The organism is Umezawaea endophytica, assembly GCF_025061645.1.
GTDB classification, from domain to species: Bacteria; Actinomycetota; Actinomycetes; order Mycobacteriales; family Pseudonocardiaceae; genus Umezawaea; species Umezawaea endophytica.
The window spans coordinates 32772-49536 of sequence record NZ_JANYMP010000029.1 but is presented as its reverse complement, the minus strand read 5'-3'; the positions used below and the strand labels follow the sequence as shown (position 1 = coordinate 49536).

The 16765-nt window shown below is 74.7% G+C and carries 2 protein-coding genes (1 of these 2 running past the window's edge); both read left to right on the top strand.

The features are described from left to right. Nucleotides 1–11357: the 3' portion of a type I polyketide synthase gene (locus tag NZH93_RS40290; protein WP_259628583.1), read on the top strand. 16831 nt of this gene lie to the left of the window's left edge; only the last 11357 of its 28188 coding nucleotides appear in the window; the start codon falls outside the window, past its left edge; the stop codon is at nucleotides 11355–11357. Further along, a complete protein-coding gene (locus tag NZH93_RS40285; protein WP_259628582.1) occupies nucleotides 11357–16765 on the top strand; it encodes a type I polyketide synthase in 5409 nt (1802 codons plus the stop codon). Before NZH93_RS40290 ends, NZH93_RS40285 begins: the two co-directional genes overlap by 1 nt.

Here is a 16765-nt window from a genome sequence, read left to right as displayed (position 1 = left end):
GCCCGGACGGCGTGCTGTGCGGGATGGCCAAGGACAGCCTGCCCGCCGACTCGGACGCCGTTCTGCTGCCCGCCCTGCGCAAGGACCGCGCGGAGGTGCCCGCGATCGTCGCGGCCGTGGCCGGGCTGCACGTCCACGGGGTCCCGGTGGACTGGCGGGGGTACTTCGCGGGCGGCGGTGCGCGGACGGTCGACCTGCCGACCTACGCCTTCCAACGCGGTCGCTACTGGCCCGAATCCACTGTGGATGGTCACGTCGACGTGGGCGGGTCGCTGGACGGCGAGTTCTGGATGGCGGTGGAGCGGGCCGACCTGCGGTCGCTGGCCGACGCGCTCGACCTCGACGACGACACGGTCGCCGCGATGGTGCCCGCGCTGTCCTCCTGGCGGCGCCGCAAGACCGAATCGTCCACTGTGGACGCGCTGCGTTACCGGATCGCCTGGCAGCCCGTGACCGGCGGGGCCGAGGCCGCGCCCACCGGGCGGTGGCTCGTGCTGACCGCGGCGGGCACCGGCGACCAGGACTGGACCGGAGCCGTGGTCGACGGCCTCGGCGTCCCCACCGTCCAGGTCGAGCTGACCACGCCCGACCGGGCGGACATCGGCGCGATCCTGCGCGAGCGGTGCGCGGACGGCGAGGTCGCCGGTGTGTTCTCGCTGCTGGCACTGGACGACTCCGCCGACACCGACGGCGTCCCCGCTGGACTCGCGCTCACCACGGCGGCCATCCAGGCACTCGGCGACATCGGACTGACGGCCCCGCTGTGGTGCGCCACCCGCGGCGCGGTGTCGATCGGGCGCTCGGAGGAGCTGCTCGACCCCGCGCAGGCCATGGTGTGGGGGCTCGGCCGGGTCGCCGCGCTCGAACGCCCCGAGACGTGGGGCGGACTCGTGGACCTGCCCGCCCACTTCGACGGCACGTGCGGCCGTCGGCTGCGCGGTGTCCTCGCCGGCGGTCCCGGCGAGGACCAGGTCGCCGTCCGGGCGTCGGGCGTCTTCGCCCGCAGGCTCGTGCACAGCCCGGTGCCCGCCGACTCGGCGGCACCGGAGTTCGTTCCCACCGGGACCGTCCTGGTGACCGGCGGGACGGGCGGTCTCGGCGGGCACGTCGCCCGCTGGCTGGCGGGGCGCGGTGCGGAGCACCTGCTCCTGGTGAGCAGGCGGGGTTCCGAAGCGCCGGGTGCCGCGGAGCTGGTGCGCGACCTCACCGGGCTCGGTGCCCGCGTGACCGTCGCGGCCTGCGACGTCGCGGACCGGGCGGAGCTGGACGCGGCGCTCGCCACCGTGCCCGCCGACCTCCCGCTCAGCGCCGTGATCCACACGGCGGGCGTCGTGGACGACGGCGTGCTGGACGCCCTCACGCCCGAGATGTTCGCGACCGTGCTGCGCGCCAAGGTCGGCGCGACGCGCACCCTGCACGAGGCCACCGCGGGAACGGCCCTCTCGGCGTTCGTGCTGTTCTCCTCGACCTCCGGCGTCATCGGCGCCGCGGGCCAGGGCAACTACGCCGCCGCCAACGCCTGGCTGGACGCGTTCGCCGAGTACCGCCGGGGCCTGGGGCTGACGGCGACGTCGGTCGCCTGGGGCCCGTGGGCGGAGTCCGGCATGGTCGCCGACGCGGTCGCCGCCGCGGCGCGGATGCGGCGCGGCGGGTTCGAACCGCTGCCCACCGACATCGCGATCTCCGCGCTGCGCCAGGCGATCGAGTCCGACGACACCGCGGTCACCGCCGCGGACGTCGACTGGGCCCGGTTCGCGCCCGCGGTCATGGTCACCCGCCGGATGCCGCTGATCGCCGACCTCCCCGAGGTGCGCGCGCTCGACGCCGTCGAGAGCACGGCGGTCGCCGCGGTCGGGTCCGGCCTTCCGGAGCTGCGCGGTCGGCTCGCGGGCCTGCCCGCGGCCGAGCGCGGCCGGGTCGTCCTCGACCTGGTGCTGTCCAGGGTGGCTGCCGTCCTGGGGTACTCCGGTACCGCCGAGATCGAGCCGGGCCAGGCGTTCCAGGACCTGGGCTTCGACTCGCTGACCACCTTGGAACTGCGCAACACCCTGGCCGCGGCGACCGGCACGACCCTGCCCGCGTCGCTGGTCTACGACCACCCGACCCCGCTGGGGCTGTCCCGGTTCCTGCTCGACGAGATGCTGGGCTCGATCACGGACACCGGCACGCCGCAGGCCTCCACGCGGCCGGTCGCGGACGACCCGATCGCGATCGTGGGCCTCGGCTGCCGCTTCCCCGGCGGCGTGTCCTCGCCGGAGGACCTGTGGCGGCTGCTCGCCGACGGTGGGGACGCCATCAGCGGGTTCCCGACCGACCGCGGCTGGGACGTCGGCGCACGGGCCACCGGAGCGTCGGCCACCGCCGAGGGCGGTTTCCTCACCGGTGCCTCCGAGTTCGACGCCGGGTTCTTCGGGATCTCGCCGCGCGAGGCGTTGGCGATGGACCCGCAGCAGCGGCTGCTGCTGGAGACCACCTGGGAGGCGCTGGAACGCGCGGGCATCGACCCCACCCGTCTGAGGGGGACCGACACCGGCGTCTTCGTCGGCACCAACGGCCAGGACTACGCGACCGTGCTGCGCAACGCCGACGTCGAGGACCTGCGCGGCCACATGGCGACCGGCAACACCGCGAGCGTCATGTCCGGCAGGCTGTCCTACACGCTCGGGCTGGAGGGCCCCGCGGTCACCGTCGACACGGCGTGCTCGTCCTCGCTCGTGGCGATGCACTGGGCCGTCAGGGCCCTGCGCGACGGCGAGTGCTCGATGGTGCTCGCGGGTGGCGTCTCGGTGATGTCGACGCCGGACTCCTTCGCCGAGTTCAGCGCCCAGCAGGGCCTGGCGCCCGACGGCCGGTGCAAGGCCTTCTCCGACGACGCGGACGGGACCTCCTGGGCCGAGGGCGTCGGCATGCTCGTGCTGGAACGGCTGTCCGACGCGCGGGCCAACGGTCACCAGGTCTGGGGTGTCCTCCGGGGCACGGCGATCAACCAGGACGGCGCGTCCAACGGGCTCACCGCGCCCAACGGCCCGGCCCAGCAGCGGGTGATCCGGCACGCCCTCGCCGACGCGGGCTTGTCGGCCTCGGACGTCGACGTCCTCGAGGCGCACGGCACCGGCACCGTGCTGGGCGACCCGATCGAGGCCAACGCCCTGCTCGCCACCTACGGCCAGGACCGAACGGAGCCGCTGCTGCTCGGCTCGGTGAAGTCCAACATCGGGCACACGCAGGCCGCGGCGGGCGTGGCCGGGGTGATCAAGCTGGTCATGGCGATGCGGCACGGGCTGCTGCCCAGGACGCTGCACGTCGGCACGCCCTCGTCGCACGTCGACTGGGACTCGGGCGCCATCGAGCTGGCCGACGAGGCGCGGCAGTGGCCCGCCACGGGGCGGCCTCGGCGCGGGGGCGTGTCCGCGTTCGGCGTGAGCGGCACCAACGCCCACGTCATCCTGGAAGAGGCACCTGCGGTCGAAGCGCCCGTCGCTGTCGCCGCGGTGGTCCCCGCGGTCGTGCCGTGGCTGCTGTCCGGTCGCACGCGGGAGGCGCTCGACGCGCAGTCCGAGCGGCTCGACCGGTTCGTGAGCCAGGACCCCGAACCGTCCTTCGTGGACGTCGGCTACTCGCTGGCCGTCGGTCGCGCGGCCCTGCCGCACCGGGCGGTCCTGCTGGCCACCCCGGACGGCGTCGTGGAGACCGTGCGCGGCACGGTCCGCGGCTCCGTCGGTGCGACCGCGTTCCTGTTCTCCGGTCAGGGTTCGCAGCGACTGGGCATGGGGCGTGAGCTCTACGAGCGGTTCGGCGTGTTCGCCGACGCCCTCGACTCCGCGTTCGCGCACCTGGACCTGGACCTGGACCGCCCGCTGCGCGAGGTGATGTGGGGTGAGGACGCCGAGGAGCTGAACCGGACCGGCTGGGCGCAGCCCGCGCTGTTCGCCTTCCAGGTCGCCCTGTACCGGCTCTTCGAGTCGTGGGGCGTGCGGCCCGACCACCTGATCGGGCACTCGGTCGGCGAGATCGCCGCCGCGCACGTGGCCGGTGTGCTGACGCTGGCCGACGCCTGCGCACTGGTCGCCGCCCGCGGCAGGCTGATGCAGGCGCTGCCGACGGGCGGCGCGATGGTCGCGTTGGAGGCGTCGGAGGACGAGGTCGTCCCGCTGCTCGGCGAGGGCGTTTCGATCGCCGCGGTGAACGGCCCGAACGCCGTCGTGGTCGCGGGCGAGGAGTCCGAGGTCACCCGGATCGCCGATCGGTTCGAGGCGGACGGGCGCAAGGCCAGGCGGCTGCGGGTGAGCCACGCCTTCCACTCGCCGCTGATGGAACCCATGCTCGCCGGGTTCGCCGACGTCGTGAACGGCCTCGCCTTCTCCCCGGCCGCCATCCCGGTGGTGGCCAACGTCGCCGGGGCGCTCGCGGAGGACCTGTCCACACCGGGGTACTGGGTCCGCCACGTGCGCGAGGCGGTTCGGTTCGCGGACGGCGTGAGCGCGTTGCGCACCGCCGGGGTGGGCGCGTTCGTCGAGATCGGCCCGGACGGCGTGCTGTCGGCGATGGTGCGCCAGTACGACGACGCCCCGCTGACCGCGGTCCCCGCCCTGCGCAAGGACAGGGGAGAGGAACGGGCGATCACGGCCGCGCTCGCCGCGCTGCACGCGGGCGGTGTCGCCGTCGACTGGGCGGCGTACTTCGCCGGTACCGGGGCGCGGCAGGTCGACCTCCCCACCTACGCCTTCCAAAGGGAGCGCTTCTGGCCCACCGCCCTCCCCGCGGCCTCGCGCGACACCACCCCGGACCCGCTCGAAGCGGAGTTCTGGGCGTCCGTGGAGAGCTCGGACGTCGACTCGCTGGCCGCGAGCCTCGACGTGGCGGGCGAGGAGCTGGCCGTGGTGCTGCCCGCGCTCTCGGCGTGGCGGCGCAAGCGCAACGACCAGGCGATCACGGACGGCTGGCGCTACCGGGTGAGCTGGACGCCGCTGTCCGGCGGCGCGGCGGTGCTGCCCGGTTCCTGGCTGGCCGTCGTCCCGGCAGGCTGGCGGGACGACCGTCGACTGTCCTCCGTGGTCGAGTCGATGGGCGCCGACGCGCTCGTCGTGGAGGAAGGCCCGGACCTCGGCGCGCGGCTCGCCGCGGCGTCGGAGGACGCGGACATCGCCGGCGTGCTGTCCTTGCTCGCCTTGTCCGTCGGAGGGGTCTCGGCTCCGGCCTGGCCGTCCGCACTGCTGGACGTGCTGGACGGGGCGGGGATCCACGCGCCGCTGTGGTGCGCCACCGCGGGCGCCGTGGCGGTCGGACCGGACGAGCGCGTCGCGGACGCCCGCCAGGCAGCGGTCTGGGGGATGGGCCGGGTCGTCGCGCTGGAGCACCCCACCCGGTGGGGTGGTCTGGTCGACATCCCTGGGGACTTCGACGAGCGCGTGGCCGGACTGGTCGTCACCGCGCTCGCCGGTGTGCCGCACGGCACGGCCGTCGAGGACCAGGTGGCGATCCGCGGGGCGGTCCTGTCCGGGCGGCGGCTCGTCCGCGCGGTCCCGGACGCGGACACCGCGCCGTGGAGCCCGTCGGGCACCGTGCTGATCGCCGACGGCGCCGGATCCGGTGGCGCCCTGGTGGCTCGCAGGCTGGCCGAGGCGGGCGCGAAGCACCTCGTGCTGATCGGCACGACGGATGTCGACGCCCTGCGGGCCGACCTGGCCGCGCTGGACGTGGAGCTGACCGTGGCCCCGACCGGTCTCCGCGACGGAGACGCGCTCGCCGCCGTGCTGGACACGATCGGCGGTGACGCACCGCTCACCGCGGCCGTCGTCCTCGGCGACCGGGTCGGCGGGCGTCCGGAAACCCTTGCCGGGCAGGAGATCACCGACGACCTGACCGCGGCCGTGGCCGACGCGGCGCACCTCGAGGAAGCGCTGCGCGACCGGCCGGACGTCGCCCTCGTGCTGTTCACGTCGGTGGCGGGCGTCCTCGGCCTCCGAGGCCGCGGCGTGCAGGCCGCGGCGGACGCCTACCTGGACGCCCTGACCACCCGGCGGCGGAAGACCACGGCCATCTCGTGGGGCGCGCTGGACCTCGGCGCACCGGACGACGGCAGCCTGGTCCGGCACCTGCGACTCTCCGGACTTCCCGCCATGGCACCGGATCTCGCCCTCGGCGAGCTGAGCCGCGCGGTCGCGGAGGGCACGCACCTTGCCGTCGTCGACGTGGTGTGGGAGCAGTTCGCGCCCGTCTTCACCGAGGCACGGCCGAGCCCGCTGCTGGCCGCGCTGCCGGAGGCGGCCGTCGCGCCGCCCACCACCGGGGGAGCCGCACGACCGGGCGAGCAGGAGCTGCGGCTCAGGCTGCTCGGCAAGCCCGCGGACGAGCGGTCGGCGGAGGTGCTCGACCTGGTGCGGGAGAGGGTGGCCGTCGTGCTCGGCCACGCGGGTGCTGGCGCGGTCGACGTCGACCTGGCGTTCCGGGACCTCGGGTTCGACTCGCTGACCGCCGTGGACCTGCGCAATGAACTGGTCACCGCGACCGGGCTCACGTTGCCCGCCACGCTGGTGTTCGACTACCCGACACCCGCCGTCCTCGCCCGGCACCTGCTGGCCGAGCTGCTCGACGAGCAGCCGGACACCGCCGTCGGGGCGGACGTGGTGGCGCACACCGACGACCCGATCGTGATCGTCGGCATGAGCTGCCGCTACCCCGGCGGCATCGGCTCGCCGGAGGACCTCTGGGACGTGGTCGACGGTGAGGTCGACCTGGTCGGCCAGCTACCCGCCGACCGGGGCTGGGACCTGGCAGGCCTGCTGGGTACCGAGCCCGGCACGACCCCGCGCACGGTGGCCCGCTCGGGCGGTTTCCTCTCCGGCGCCGCGGACTTCGACCCCGCCTTCTTCGGGATCTCGCCGCGCGAGGCCATGATCATGGACCCGCAGCAGCGGATCCTGCTGGAAGCGACGTGGGAGGCCTTCGAACGGGCCGGGATCGACCCGGTCGGGCTGCGCGGCAGCGACGCGGGCGTGTTCGTCGGCGGCGGCAGCGGTGACTACCGCCCGGCCGCCGACGGCGGCGAGTGGCAGAACGTGCAGTCGGCGAGCCTGCTGTCCGGGCGGCTCGCCTACACGTTCGGCATCGAGGGACCGACGGTCACCGTCGACACCGCGTGCTCGTCCTCGCTGGTCGCGATGCACCTCGCCGCGCAGGCACTGCGCAACGGCGAGTGCGGGCTGGCCGTCGCGGGCGGCGTGACCGTCATGTCCTCGCCGACCAACTTCGTCGAGTTCGGCGAACTGGGGGCGCTGTCGGCTGACGGCCGGTGCAAGGCGTTCTCCGACACCGCGGACGGCACGGGCTGGTCCGAGGGCGTCGGCGTGGTCGTGCTGCAACGGCTGTCCGACGCCCGCCGCGAAGGGCACCAGGTCCTCGCGGTGATCCGCGGGTCGGCGATCAACCAGGACGGCGCGTCCAACGGCCTCACCGCGCCCAGCGGACCGTCGCAGCAGCGGGTGATCCGCAAGGCGCTGGCCGTGTCCGGGCTGACGGCGTCCGATGTGGACGTCGTGGAGGCGCACGGCACGGGTACGAAGCTGGGTGATCCGATCGAGGCGCAGGCGCTGCTGGCGACGTATGGGCAGGGTCGGGAGCGTCCGGTGTTGTTGGGGTCGGTGAAGTCGAACATCGGTCACGCGCAGGCGGCGGCTGGTGTGGCGGGTGTGATCAAGATGGTGATGGCGATGCGTCGGGGTGTGGTGCCCAGGACGTTGCACGTGACCGAGCGGTCGTCTCATGTGGACTGGTCGGCGGGTGCGGTGGAGTTGCTGACGGAGCAGACGCCGTGGCCCGAGGTGGAACGGCCGCGGCGGGCCGCGGTCTCCGCGTTCGGGGCGAGCGGCACGAACGCGCACATGATCATCGAGCAGGCTCCGGCCGAGGAGACCGTTCCCACCGCCGAACGGCGGCCCGGAGTGGTGCTGGTGCCGTTGTCCGGGGCGACGCCCGCCGCGCTGCGCGCACAGGCGGTGCGGCTGCGGCAGTCCGCCGACACCGGCGTCGACCCGTCCGACCTGGCGTTCTCGCTGGCGACGACGCGCGCGGCGTTCGAGTACCGCGCCGCCGTCCTGGTCACCGGGCCCGACGACCTGGCGGCCGGGCTCGACGCCGTGGCCAAGGGGCGGCCGAGTCCGTTCGCGGTGGCCGACCGGGTCGTGGGCGGCGGGAAGACGGCGTTCCTGTTCACCGGACAGGGCGCGCAGCGCGCCGGGATGGGCAAGCGGTTGCACGAGCGCTTCCCGGTGTTCGCGGAGGCCTTCGACGCGGTGCTCACCGAGCTGGACGCCCGGCTGGACCGCCCGCTGCGGGAGGTCGTCTTCGCCGAGCCCGGCACGCCGGAGGCGGAGTGGCTGGACCAGACCGGCTACACCCAGCCCGCGCTCTTCGCCGTCGAGGTGGCGCTGTTCCGGCTGGTGCGGTCGTGGGGCCTGCGCCCGGACTACCTCGCGGGCCACTCGATCGGCGAGCTGGCGGCGGCGCACGTCGCGGGCGTCCTCTCGCTGGCCGACGCCTGCGAGCTGGTCGCCGCCCGCGGCAGGCTGATGCAGGCACTGCCCGCCGGTGGCGCGATGGCTTCGCTGGAGGCGGCGGAGGACGAGGTGGTGCCGCGGCTCGGCGAGGGCGTGTCGATCGCCGCGGTGAACGGACCGAACGCCGTCGTGGTCGCCGGTGGGGCGACCGCCGTCGAGCAGGTCCGGGAGTGGTTCGCGGCACTGGGACGCAGGACGAGGACGCTGCGGGTCAGCCACGCGTTCCACTCGCCGCTGATGGACCCGATGCTGGCGGACTTCGCCGAGGTCGCCCGCCGGGTGACCTACCAGGCCCCGTCCTTCCGGATCGTGTCGACCCTGACCGGCGCGCTGGTCACGGCCGACGAGATCGGCACCGCGGACTACTGGGTCCGGCACGTGCGGGAGGCGGTGCGCTTCGGCGACGCCCTGCGCACGATGCTCGACCTCGGTGTCACCGAGTTCCTCGAACTCGGTCCCGACGGCGTGCTGACCGCGATGGCGCACGACAGCATCCCGCCGTCGACCCGACCGCAACTGGCCGTCCCCGCGCTGCGCCGGGACCGCGACGAGGAGCCCACGCTGGTCGCCGCGGTCGCCCGGCTCCACGTGCGGGGGGTGGGCGTGGACTGGTCCGCGTTCCACGCGGACGCCGCACCCCGTCGGGTCGACCTGCCGACCTACCCGTTCCAGCACCAGAGGTTCTGGTCCTCGGCCGAACCCACGCCGGTCCTCGGCACCCCCGCGCCCGAGGACGAGCGGTTCTGGGCCGCGGTGCGCGACGAGGACGTCGAGTCCCTCGGGAGCATCCTCGACGTCCGGCCCGAGGCGCTGTCGGAGGTCATGCCCGCGCTGCTCGACTGGCGCGCCGCGCACCACTCCCGGTCCGTCGTGGACGGATGGCGCCACCGGATCGTCTGGCGGCCGTTGGCGGGTCGTTCCGCGGCGGGTCCGTCCGGTCCGTGGCTGGCCGTCGTCCCGAGCGGCGGCCTGACCGACGGATGGGTGTCCGGCGTGCTCGCCGCACTCGGCGCCGACGTGGTCCCGATCGAGGTCTCCGGACCGGACCGGGAGGCCATCGCCGACCGACTGCGCTCGGTGGACGGCCGCTTCGGCGGTGTGGTCTCGCTGCTCGCGCTGGACGACACGGCGTCGGCGGGCACCCCGGCGGGCGTCCTGCTCACCGTCGCGCTGCTCCAGGCGATGGGCGACGCCGGGATCGGTGCCCCGCTGTGGTGCGTGACCAGGGAGGCGGTCACCGTCGGCGCCGCCGACGACACCGTGCCCGACCCGGCGCAGGCGGCGGTCTGGGGCCTCGGCCGGGTGGCCGCGGCGGAGTACCCGGACCGCTGGGGCGGCCTGGTCGACCTGCCCAGGACGTTGGACGGGGACTCCGCGTCCCGGCTGCCCGGCGTGCTGGCCGCCGCGAACGGCGAGAACGAGGTGGCCGTGCGCTCGGCCGCGACGTTCGGCAGGCGCCTGACGCCCGCTCCCGCACCGGCTCCGGACCGGCTCTGGGCCCCGAGCGGGACCGTGCTGGTCACCGGCGGCACGGGCGCGCTCGGCGCGCACGTCGCCCGGCGGCTGGCCCAGCAGGGTGCCGAGCACCTGGTGCTGGCCAGCCGGAGCGGCGCCGACGCGCCGGGAGCCGCCGAACTGCGGGACGAGCTCATGGGTCTGGGCACTGATGTCACGGTGGTCGCGTGCGACGTGGCCGACCGCGCCGCGCTGGCGGGCCTGCTCGCGGACATCCCGGAGACCAGGCCGCTCACCGGTGTCGTGCACACGGCCGGTGTGCTCGACGACGGGATCCTCGAAGGCATGACGCCGGACCGGTTCGACGCCGTGTTCCGGTCGAAGGTCACCTCGGCGCTGCTGCTCGACGAGCTGACGGCGGAGGCCGACCTGTCGGCGTTCGTGCTGTTCTCCTCGGCCTCCGGCACGATGGGCAACCCCGGCCAGGGCAACTACGCGGCAGCCAACGCGATGCTCGACGCCCTCGCCGAGCGGCGCCGCGCGAACGGCAAGGCGGCCACCGCCATCGCTTGGGGCGCTTGGCGGGGAGCGGGGATGGCGGGCACGGCGTCCGCGTCCGACAGCTCCCAGCGCGCGGGCATCGGCGCGATGGACCCGGACCTCGCCGTCCTGGCGCTGCGCCAGTTGGTCATGGAGAGCGAGCCGACCGCCGTGGTCGTCGACGTGTCCGCGGACCGGTTCGCCCGCGGCACGCTGGCCGCCCGGTCCGGTGCCCTGCTCCGCGACCTGCCGGGGTACGCGGAGGCCCCGAGGATCACCGCCACGATCGACGAGGAGGCGGCGGGCCTCGCCCTGCGGGACCGGTTGGCGGGCAAGTCGCCCGCCCAGCGCACGGAGGCGGTGCTGGAGCTCGTGCGCGGCCTCGCGGCCGAGGTGCTCGGACTCCCGGACCCGGATGTCGTCTCGCCGGACAAGGCGTTCCGCGACCTCGGGTTCGACTCGCTGACCGCAGTGGAGCTGCGCAACGCGCTGCACGCGGCCACGGGCCTCACCCTGCCGTCGACGCTGGTGTTCGACCACCCGGCACCCACCGCGCTCGCCGCGCACGTGCTCGACCGGCTGATGCCCGACAGCGGTGCGGGCGACGACGACAGCGAGGAGGCCGCGGTCCGCAAGCTGCTGGTCTCGGTGTCGCTGGGCCAACTGCGGGAGATCGGCGTGCTCGAACCACTGCTGCAACTCGCGGGCCGCGCCTCGGCAGCGCCGCGGGCCGAGGAGGGCGAGACCATCGACTCGATGGACGTCGCCGACCTCGTGAAAGCCGCTCTCAACGGACAGTCCGACTGATGGAGCAGACCATGACGACGCCGGACGACCAGGTTGTCCAAGCACTGCGCACGGCCGTGAAGGAGACGGACCGGCTGCGACGGCAGAACCGTCGGCTCGTGGCCGCCGCCACCGAGCCGGTCGCGATCATCGGCATGGCGTGCCGCTTCCCCGGCGGGGTCGCCTCACCGGAGGACCTGTGGGACCTGGTCGCCGCGGGCGGGGAGGGCATCGTGCCCTTCCCGGACGACCGCGGCTGGGACATCGACTCGCTCGCGGGTGACGGCGGCGGCAGCAGTGCCACGCTGCGCGGTGGGTTCCTGGCGGGCGCCGATCACTTCGACGCCGGTTTCTTCGGCATCTCGCCGCGGGAGGCCGTCGGCATGGACCCCCAGCAGCGCCTGCTGCTGGAGGTGTCGTGGGAGGCGTTCGAGCGGGCGGGCGTTGACCCCGCCTCGTTGCGGGGCAGCCGGACCGGTGTGTTCGTCGGCACCAACGGCCAGGACTACGCCTACCTGGTGGTCAAGGCGGCCTCCGAGGCCGCGGCCGAGGTGGGCACCGGCATCGCGGCCAGCGCGGCCAGCGGCAGGCTGTCCTACACGTTCGGGCTCGAAGGCCCGGCGGTCACCGTGGACACCGCGTGCTCGTCGTCGTTGGTGTCGATGCACCTCGCGGCGCAGGCGCTGCGGGCCGACGAGTGCTCGCTGGCGCTGGTGGGCGGCGTCAACGTGATGTCCACCCCCGGCGCGCTGGTCGAGTTCTCCCGCCAGGGCGGCCTCGCACCGGACGGCCGGTGCAAGGCGTTCTCCGACACCGCGGACGGCACGGGCTGGTCCGAGGGCGTCGGGATGCTGCTGCTGGAGCGACTGTCGGACGCCGAGCGCAACGGCCACCGCGTGCTCGGGGTGCTGCGGGGCTCCGCGGTGAACCAGGACGGCGCGTCCAACGGCTTCACCGCGCCGAGCGGGCCGTCGCAGCAGCGGGTGATCCGCCAGGCACTGGCCAACGCCCGTCTCGAACCGTCCGATGTGGACGTCGTGGAGGCGCACGGCACGGGTACGAGGCTGGGTGATCCGATCGAGGCGCAGGCGTTGTTGGCGACGTATGGGCAGGGTCGGGAGCGTCCGGTGTTGTTGGGGTCGGTGAAGTCGAACATCGGTCATGCGCAGGCGGCGGCTGGTGTGGCGGGTGTGATCAAGATGGTGATGGCGATGCGTCGGGGTGTGGTGCCCAGGACGTTGCACGTGACCGAGCGGTCGTCTCATGTGGACTGGTCGGCGGGTGCGGTGGAGTTGCTGACGGAGCAGGCGCCGTGGCCCGAGGTGGATCGGCCGCGCCGGTCGGCCGTGTCGTCGTTCGGCATCAGCGGCACGAACGCCCACGTCATCCTCGAACAGGCCCCGGACGCCCCCGCGCCCGAGACGGGGGACGGGTGCCGCCACGCGGTGCCGTGGGTGCTGTCGGGCCGGTCCGCCGCCGCGGTTCGAGACCAGGCCGACCGGCTGCGGTCCTGGGCCGACGAGCGGCCGGACGCGGACCGCGTGGACGTGGGGTGGTCCCTGGCCTCCACGCGGTCGCACTTCGAGCACCGCCTGGCGATGATCGGCGACGCGGTGGTCGAGGGCGTCGCGGGCCGCGGCCGGGTCGGGGTCGTGTTCACCGGCCAGGGTTCCCAGCGGTTGGGGATGGGCCGGGACCTGCACGACCGGTTCCCGGTGTTCGCGAAAGCGCTCGACGAGGTCGTCCCCGAGCTCGACCGGTGGCTGGACAGCCCGCTGCTGGACGTGATGTGGGGCGAGGACGCCGAGGAACTGGACCGGACCGGGTGGGCCCAGCCCGCGCTGTTCGCCGTCGGGGTCGCGATGTACCGGTTGGTGGAGTCCTGGGGCGTGCGCCCGGAGGTGGTGGCCGGGCACTCGCTGGGCGAGATCACCGCCGCCCACGTCGCCGGGGTGCTGTCGCTGCGGGACGCGTGCGCCCTGGTGACGATCCGCGCCCGGTCGATGCAGGCCTTGCCGCCCGGAGGGGCGATGCTCGCCGTCGCGGCGGCCGAGTCTGACGTGCTGCCGCTGCTGGAAGGACACGAGGACGAGGTGTCCCTCGCCGCGGTGAACGGCCCGTCGGCGGTCGTGGTCGCCGGTGTGCGGGACGTCGTCGAGCGGATCGCCGGTCGGCTGGCGGACCGCGGCGTGCGGACCAAGCGACTGCCCGTGTCGCACGCCTTCCACTCGCCCCTCATGGATCCCGTGCTGGCGGGCCTCGCCGAGGCCACCACCGGGATCGCCTCGCACGCCCCGGCGATCCCGGTGGTGTCCAACGTGACCGGCGCGCTCGCCGGACCCGACACGTTCTCCGCCGGGTACTGGGTGGAGCACGTGCGCCGACCCGTGCGGTTCGCCGACGGTGTCGCCGCCATGGACGTGGACGTCCTGCTGGAACTGGGGCCGGACGGCGTCCTGTCCGCCATGGCGCAGGAGGTCCGCGGCCAGTCCGTCACCGCTGTTCCGTTGCTGCGCAAGGGGCGCGAGGAGCACATCACCGCGGTCACCGCGCTGGGCGTGCTCCACTCGCTGGGCGTACCGCTGGACTGGGCGGGCTTCTACGCCGGGACCGGCGCCCGGACGGTCGACCTGCCGACCTACGCGTTCCAGCACGAGCGGTACTGGCCGGACGCCGCGGGCGCGGCCTCCGGTGACGTCACGGGCGCGGGGCTGGGGGCGGTGCGCCACCCGCTGCTGGGCGCGGCGGTCGAGCTCGCCGACGGCGAGGGGACGGTGCTGACCGGCCGGTGGTCGTTGCGGACCCACCCCTGGCTGGCCGACCACACCGTCGGCGGCCGCGTGCTGTTCCCCGGCACCGGGTTCGTCGAGCTCGCCCTGCGCGCGGGCGACGAGGTCGGCTGCGACCGGGTGGAGGAGCTCACCATCTCGGCGCCCCTGGAACTGCCCGACCGCGCCGCGGTGGTGGTCCAGGTCAGGGTCGGTGTCCCGGACGACTCCGGACGCCGTGAGCTGGGTGTCTACGCGGGCGATCCCGAACGGGTCGGCGACCGGTGGACCCGCCACGCGTCCGGGTACCTCGTTCCCGGTGCCCCCGCCGCGGTCGCCGCTCCCACCGGCGCGTGGCCGCCCGCGAACGCCACCGAGGTGGACGTGGCCGGGTTCTACGGGCGTTCCGACTACGGGCCGCTGTTCCAGGGCCTGCACGGCGTGTGGCGCGACGACGACGGGATCCACGTCGAGGTGGCCCTGCCCGCGCAGGCGCGCGACGCGGAGCACTTCGGCGTGCACCCGGCGCTGCTGGACGCGGTGCTGCACTCGGTCGGCTACCTCGACTCCGACGAGCCGGGCCACGGGGTGCTGCCGTTCGTGTGGGAAGGCGTGTCCCTGCACGCGACCGGTGCCACCGCGCTGCGGGTCCGGCTCACCCGGACCGGCACCGACGCGGTGTCGATCACGGCCGTCGACGGCGCGGGTCAGCCGGTGGTGTCGGTGGACAACCTCGTGCTCAGGGCCTCGTCCGGTGAGGGGGCGGCACGGCCGGGCCGGGAGTCGGACTGGCTCTTCCGGCTGGACTGGACCCCGTTCGCGCCCGTCCCGACGCCGGAGATCCGCTGGGCCGTCCTCGGCGAGGACGCCCTCGGCCTGACCGGGAGCCTGCGTTCGCTGGTGGGCAAGGGCGACACGCTGGAGGGCGTGGTCGACTCCAGGGTCGACCCGGAGCTGGTGCTCGTCTGCCTGCCGACCGCTGAGCGGACCGGTCTGGGCGCGGTGCACGAGCAGACCTCGTGGGCACTCGACGTGCTGCGGCAGTCGCTCGCCGAGCCGTGCACGGACCTGCGGCTGGTCTTCGTGACCAGTGGCGCGGTGGGCGGGCAGGACGTGGCCGCCGCGGCCGTGTGGGGCCTGGTGCGGTCGGCCCAGGTGGAGCACCCCGGCCGGTTCCTGCTGCTGGACGTGGACGACGCCGACGACTGGAAGGCCGCGCTGGCGGCCGTGCCCGCGCTGTTCGCGGCGGGGGAGAACCAGGCACTGGTGACCGACGGGACGATCCGGGTCGGCAGGCTGGAGCGGTTCACCGCGGACGCCACGACCGCACCGGAGTGGGACCCGCACGGCACCGTGCTCGTCACCGGCGGCACCGGCGGCCTCGGCGCGCACCTGGCCCGCCACCTGGTCGCCGACCGCGGCGCGCGCAACCTGCTGCTCGTCAGCAGGCGGGGCCCCGACGCGCCCGGTGCGACCGCGCTCAAGGCCGAGCTGACCGCACTCGGGGCTGAGGTCACCATCACCGCCTGCGACGTCGCCGACCGCGACGCGGTGGCCCGGCTGCTGGCCGGAGTACCGGCCGAGCACCCGTTGACGGCGGTCGTCCACACCGCGGGTGTGCTCGACGACGGTGTCGTCGACTCGCTGACACCGGACCGCCTGACGGCCGTGCTGCGCCCCAAGATCGACGCCGCGTGGCACCTGCACGAGCTGACCGGTGACCTCGCCGCGTTCGTGCTGTTCTCCTCCACGGCCGGTTTGACCGGGAGTGCCGGGCAGGGCAACTACGCCGCGGCCAACTCCGCCATGGACGCACTGGCGCGGCACCGGCGGCGGTCGGGCACGCCCGCGCTGTCGCTGGCCTGGGGCGCCTGGGCGCAGGAGGGCGGGATGACCGGCACGCTCAGCGACGCCGACATCCGCCGGATGAGCCGGTCCGGATCCGCTCCGCTGACCGTCGACCAGGGCATGGCGCTGTTCGACGCGGCCACGTCGTCGACCGAACCGGTGCTGGTCCCGTTGGCCGTCAACACGTCCGGCGCGCGCACCGGCGCCGTCGCCCACCCGGTGCTGCGCGGCCTCGTCCGCGGCGCCCGGCGCACGGCCGCCGACGCGGTGGTGCCGGTCGTCCCGATCAGCGCGCAGTTGGCCGGTCTGGACGCGCACGCGCGGCACACCCGGCTCGTGGACCTCGTCCGCACGGAGGTCGCGGCGGTCCTCGCGCACCCGTCACCGGACTCGATCGGCGTGGACCGGGAGTTCCGGGAACTGGGCTTCGACTCGCTCACCGCGGTCGAGCTGCGCAACCGCGTCGCGGACGCCACCGGGCTGCGCATGTCGGCCACCCTCGTGTTCGACTACCCGACCCCCACGGCGCTGGCCGAGCACCTGCTCGCCGAGCTGATGTCCGATGTGGATGGTGGAGGCAAGCCCGACCCGCTGGCGGACCTCGACCGGCTGGAGAGGTCGACGGCCGTGGCCGCGCTCGACGACGTCACCAGGACCGGCGTGGTCACGAGGCTTCGGCGGCTGCTCGCCCAGTGGAGCGGGCCGGGCGACGAACCCGGCGAGGTGGAGGTCTCCGAACGGATCTCCTCGGCGAGCGAGGACGAGATCTTCGCCTTCATCGACAACGAACTAGGCCGTTCCGGCCGGCGGTGA

Bases quoted from the DNA above. Each gene is read 5' to 3' on its own strand.
- NZH93_RS40285 (WP_259628582.1), top strand. From the start codon at position 11,357: ATGGAGCAGACCATGACGACGCCGGACGACCAGGTTGTCCAAGCACTG.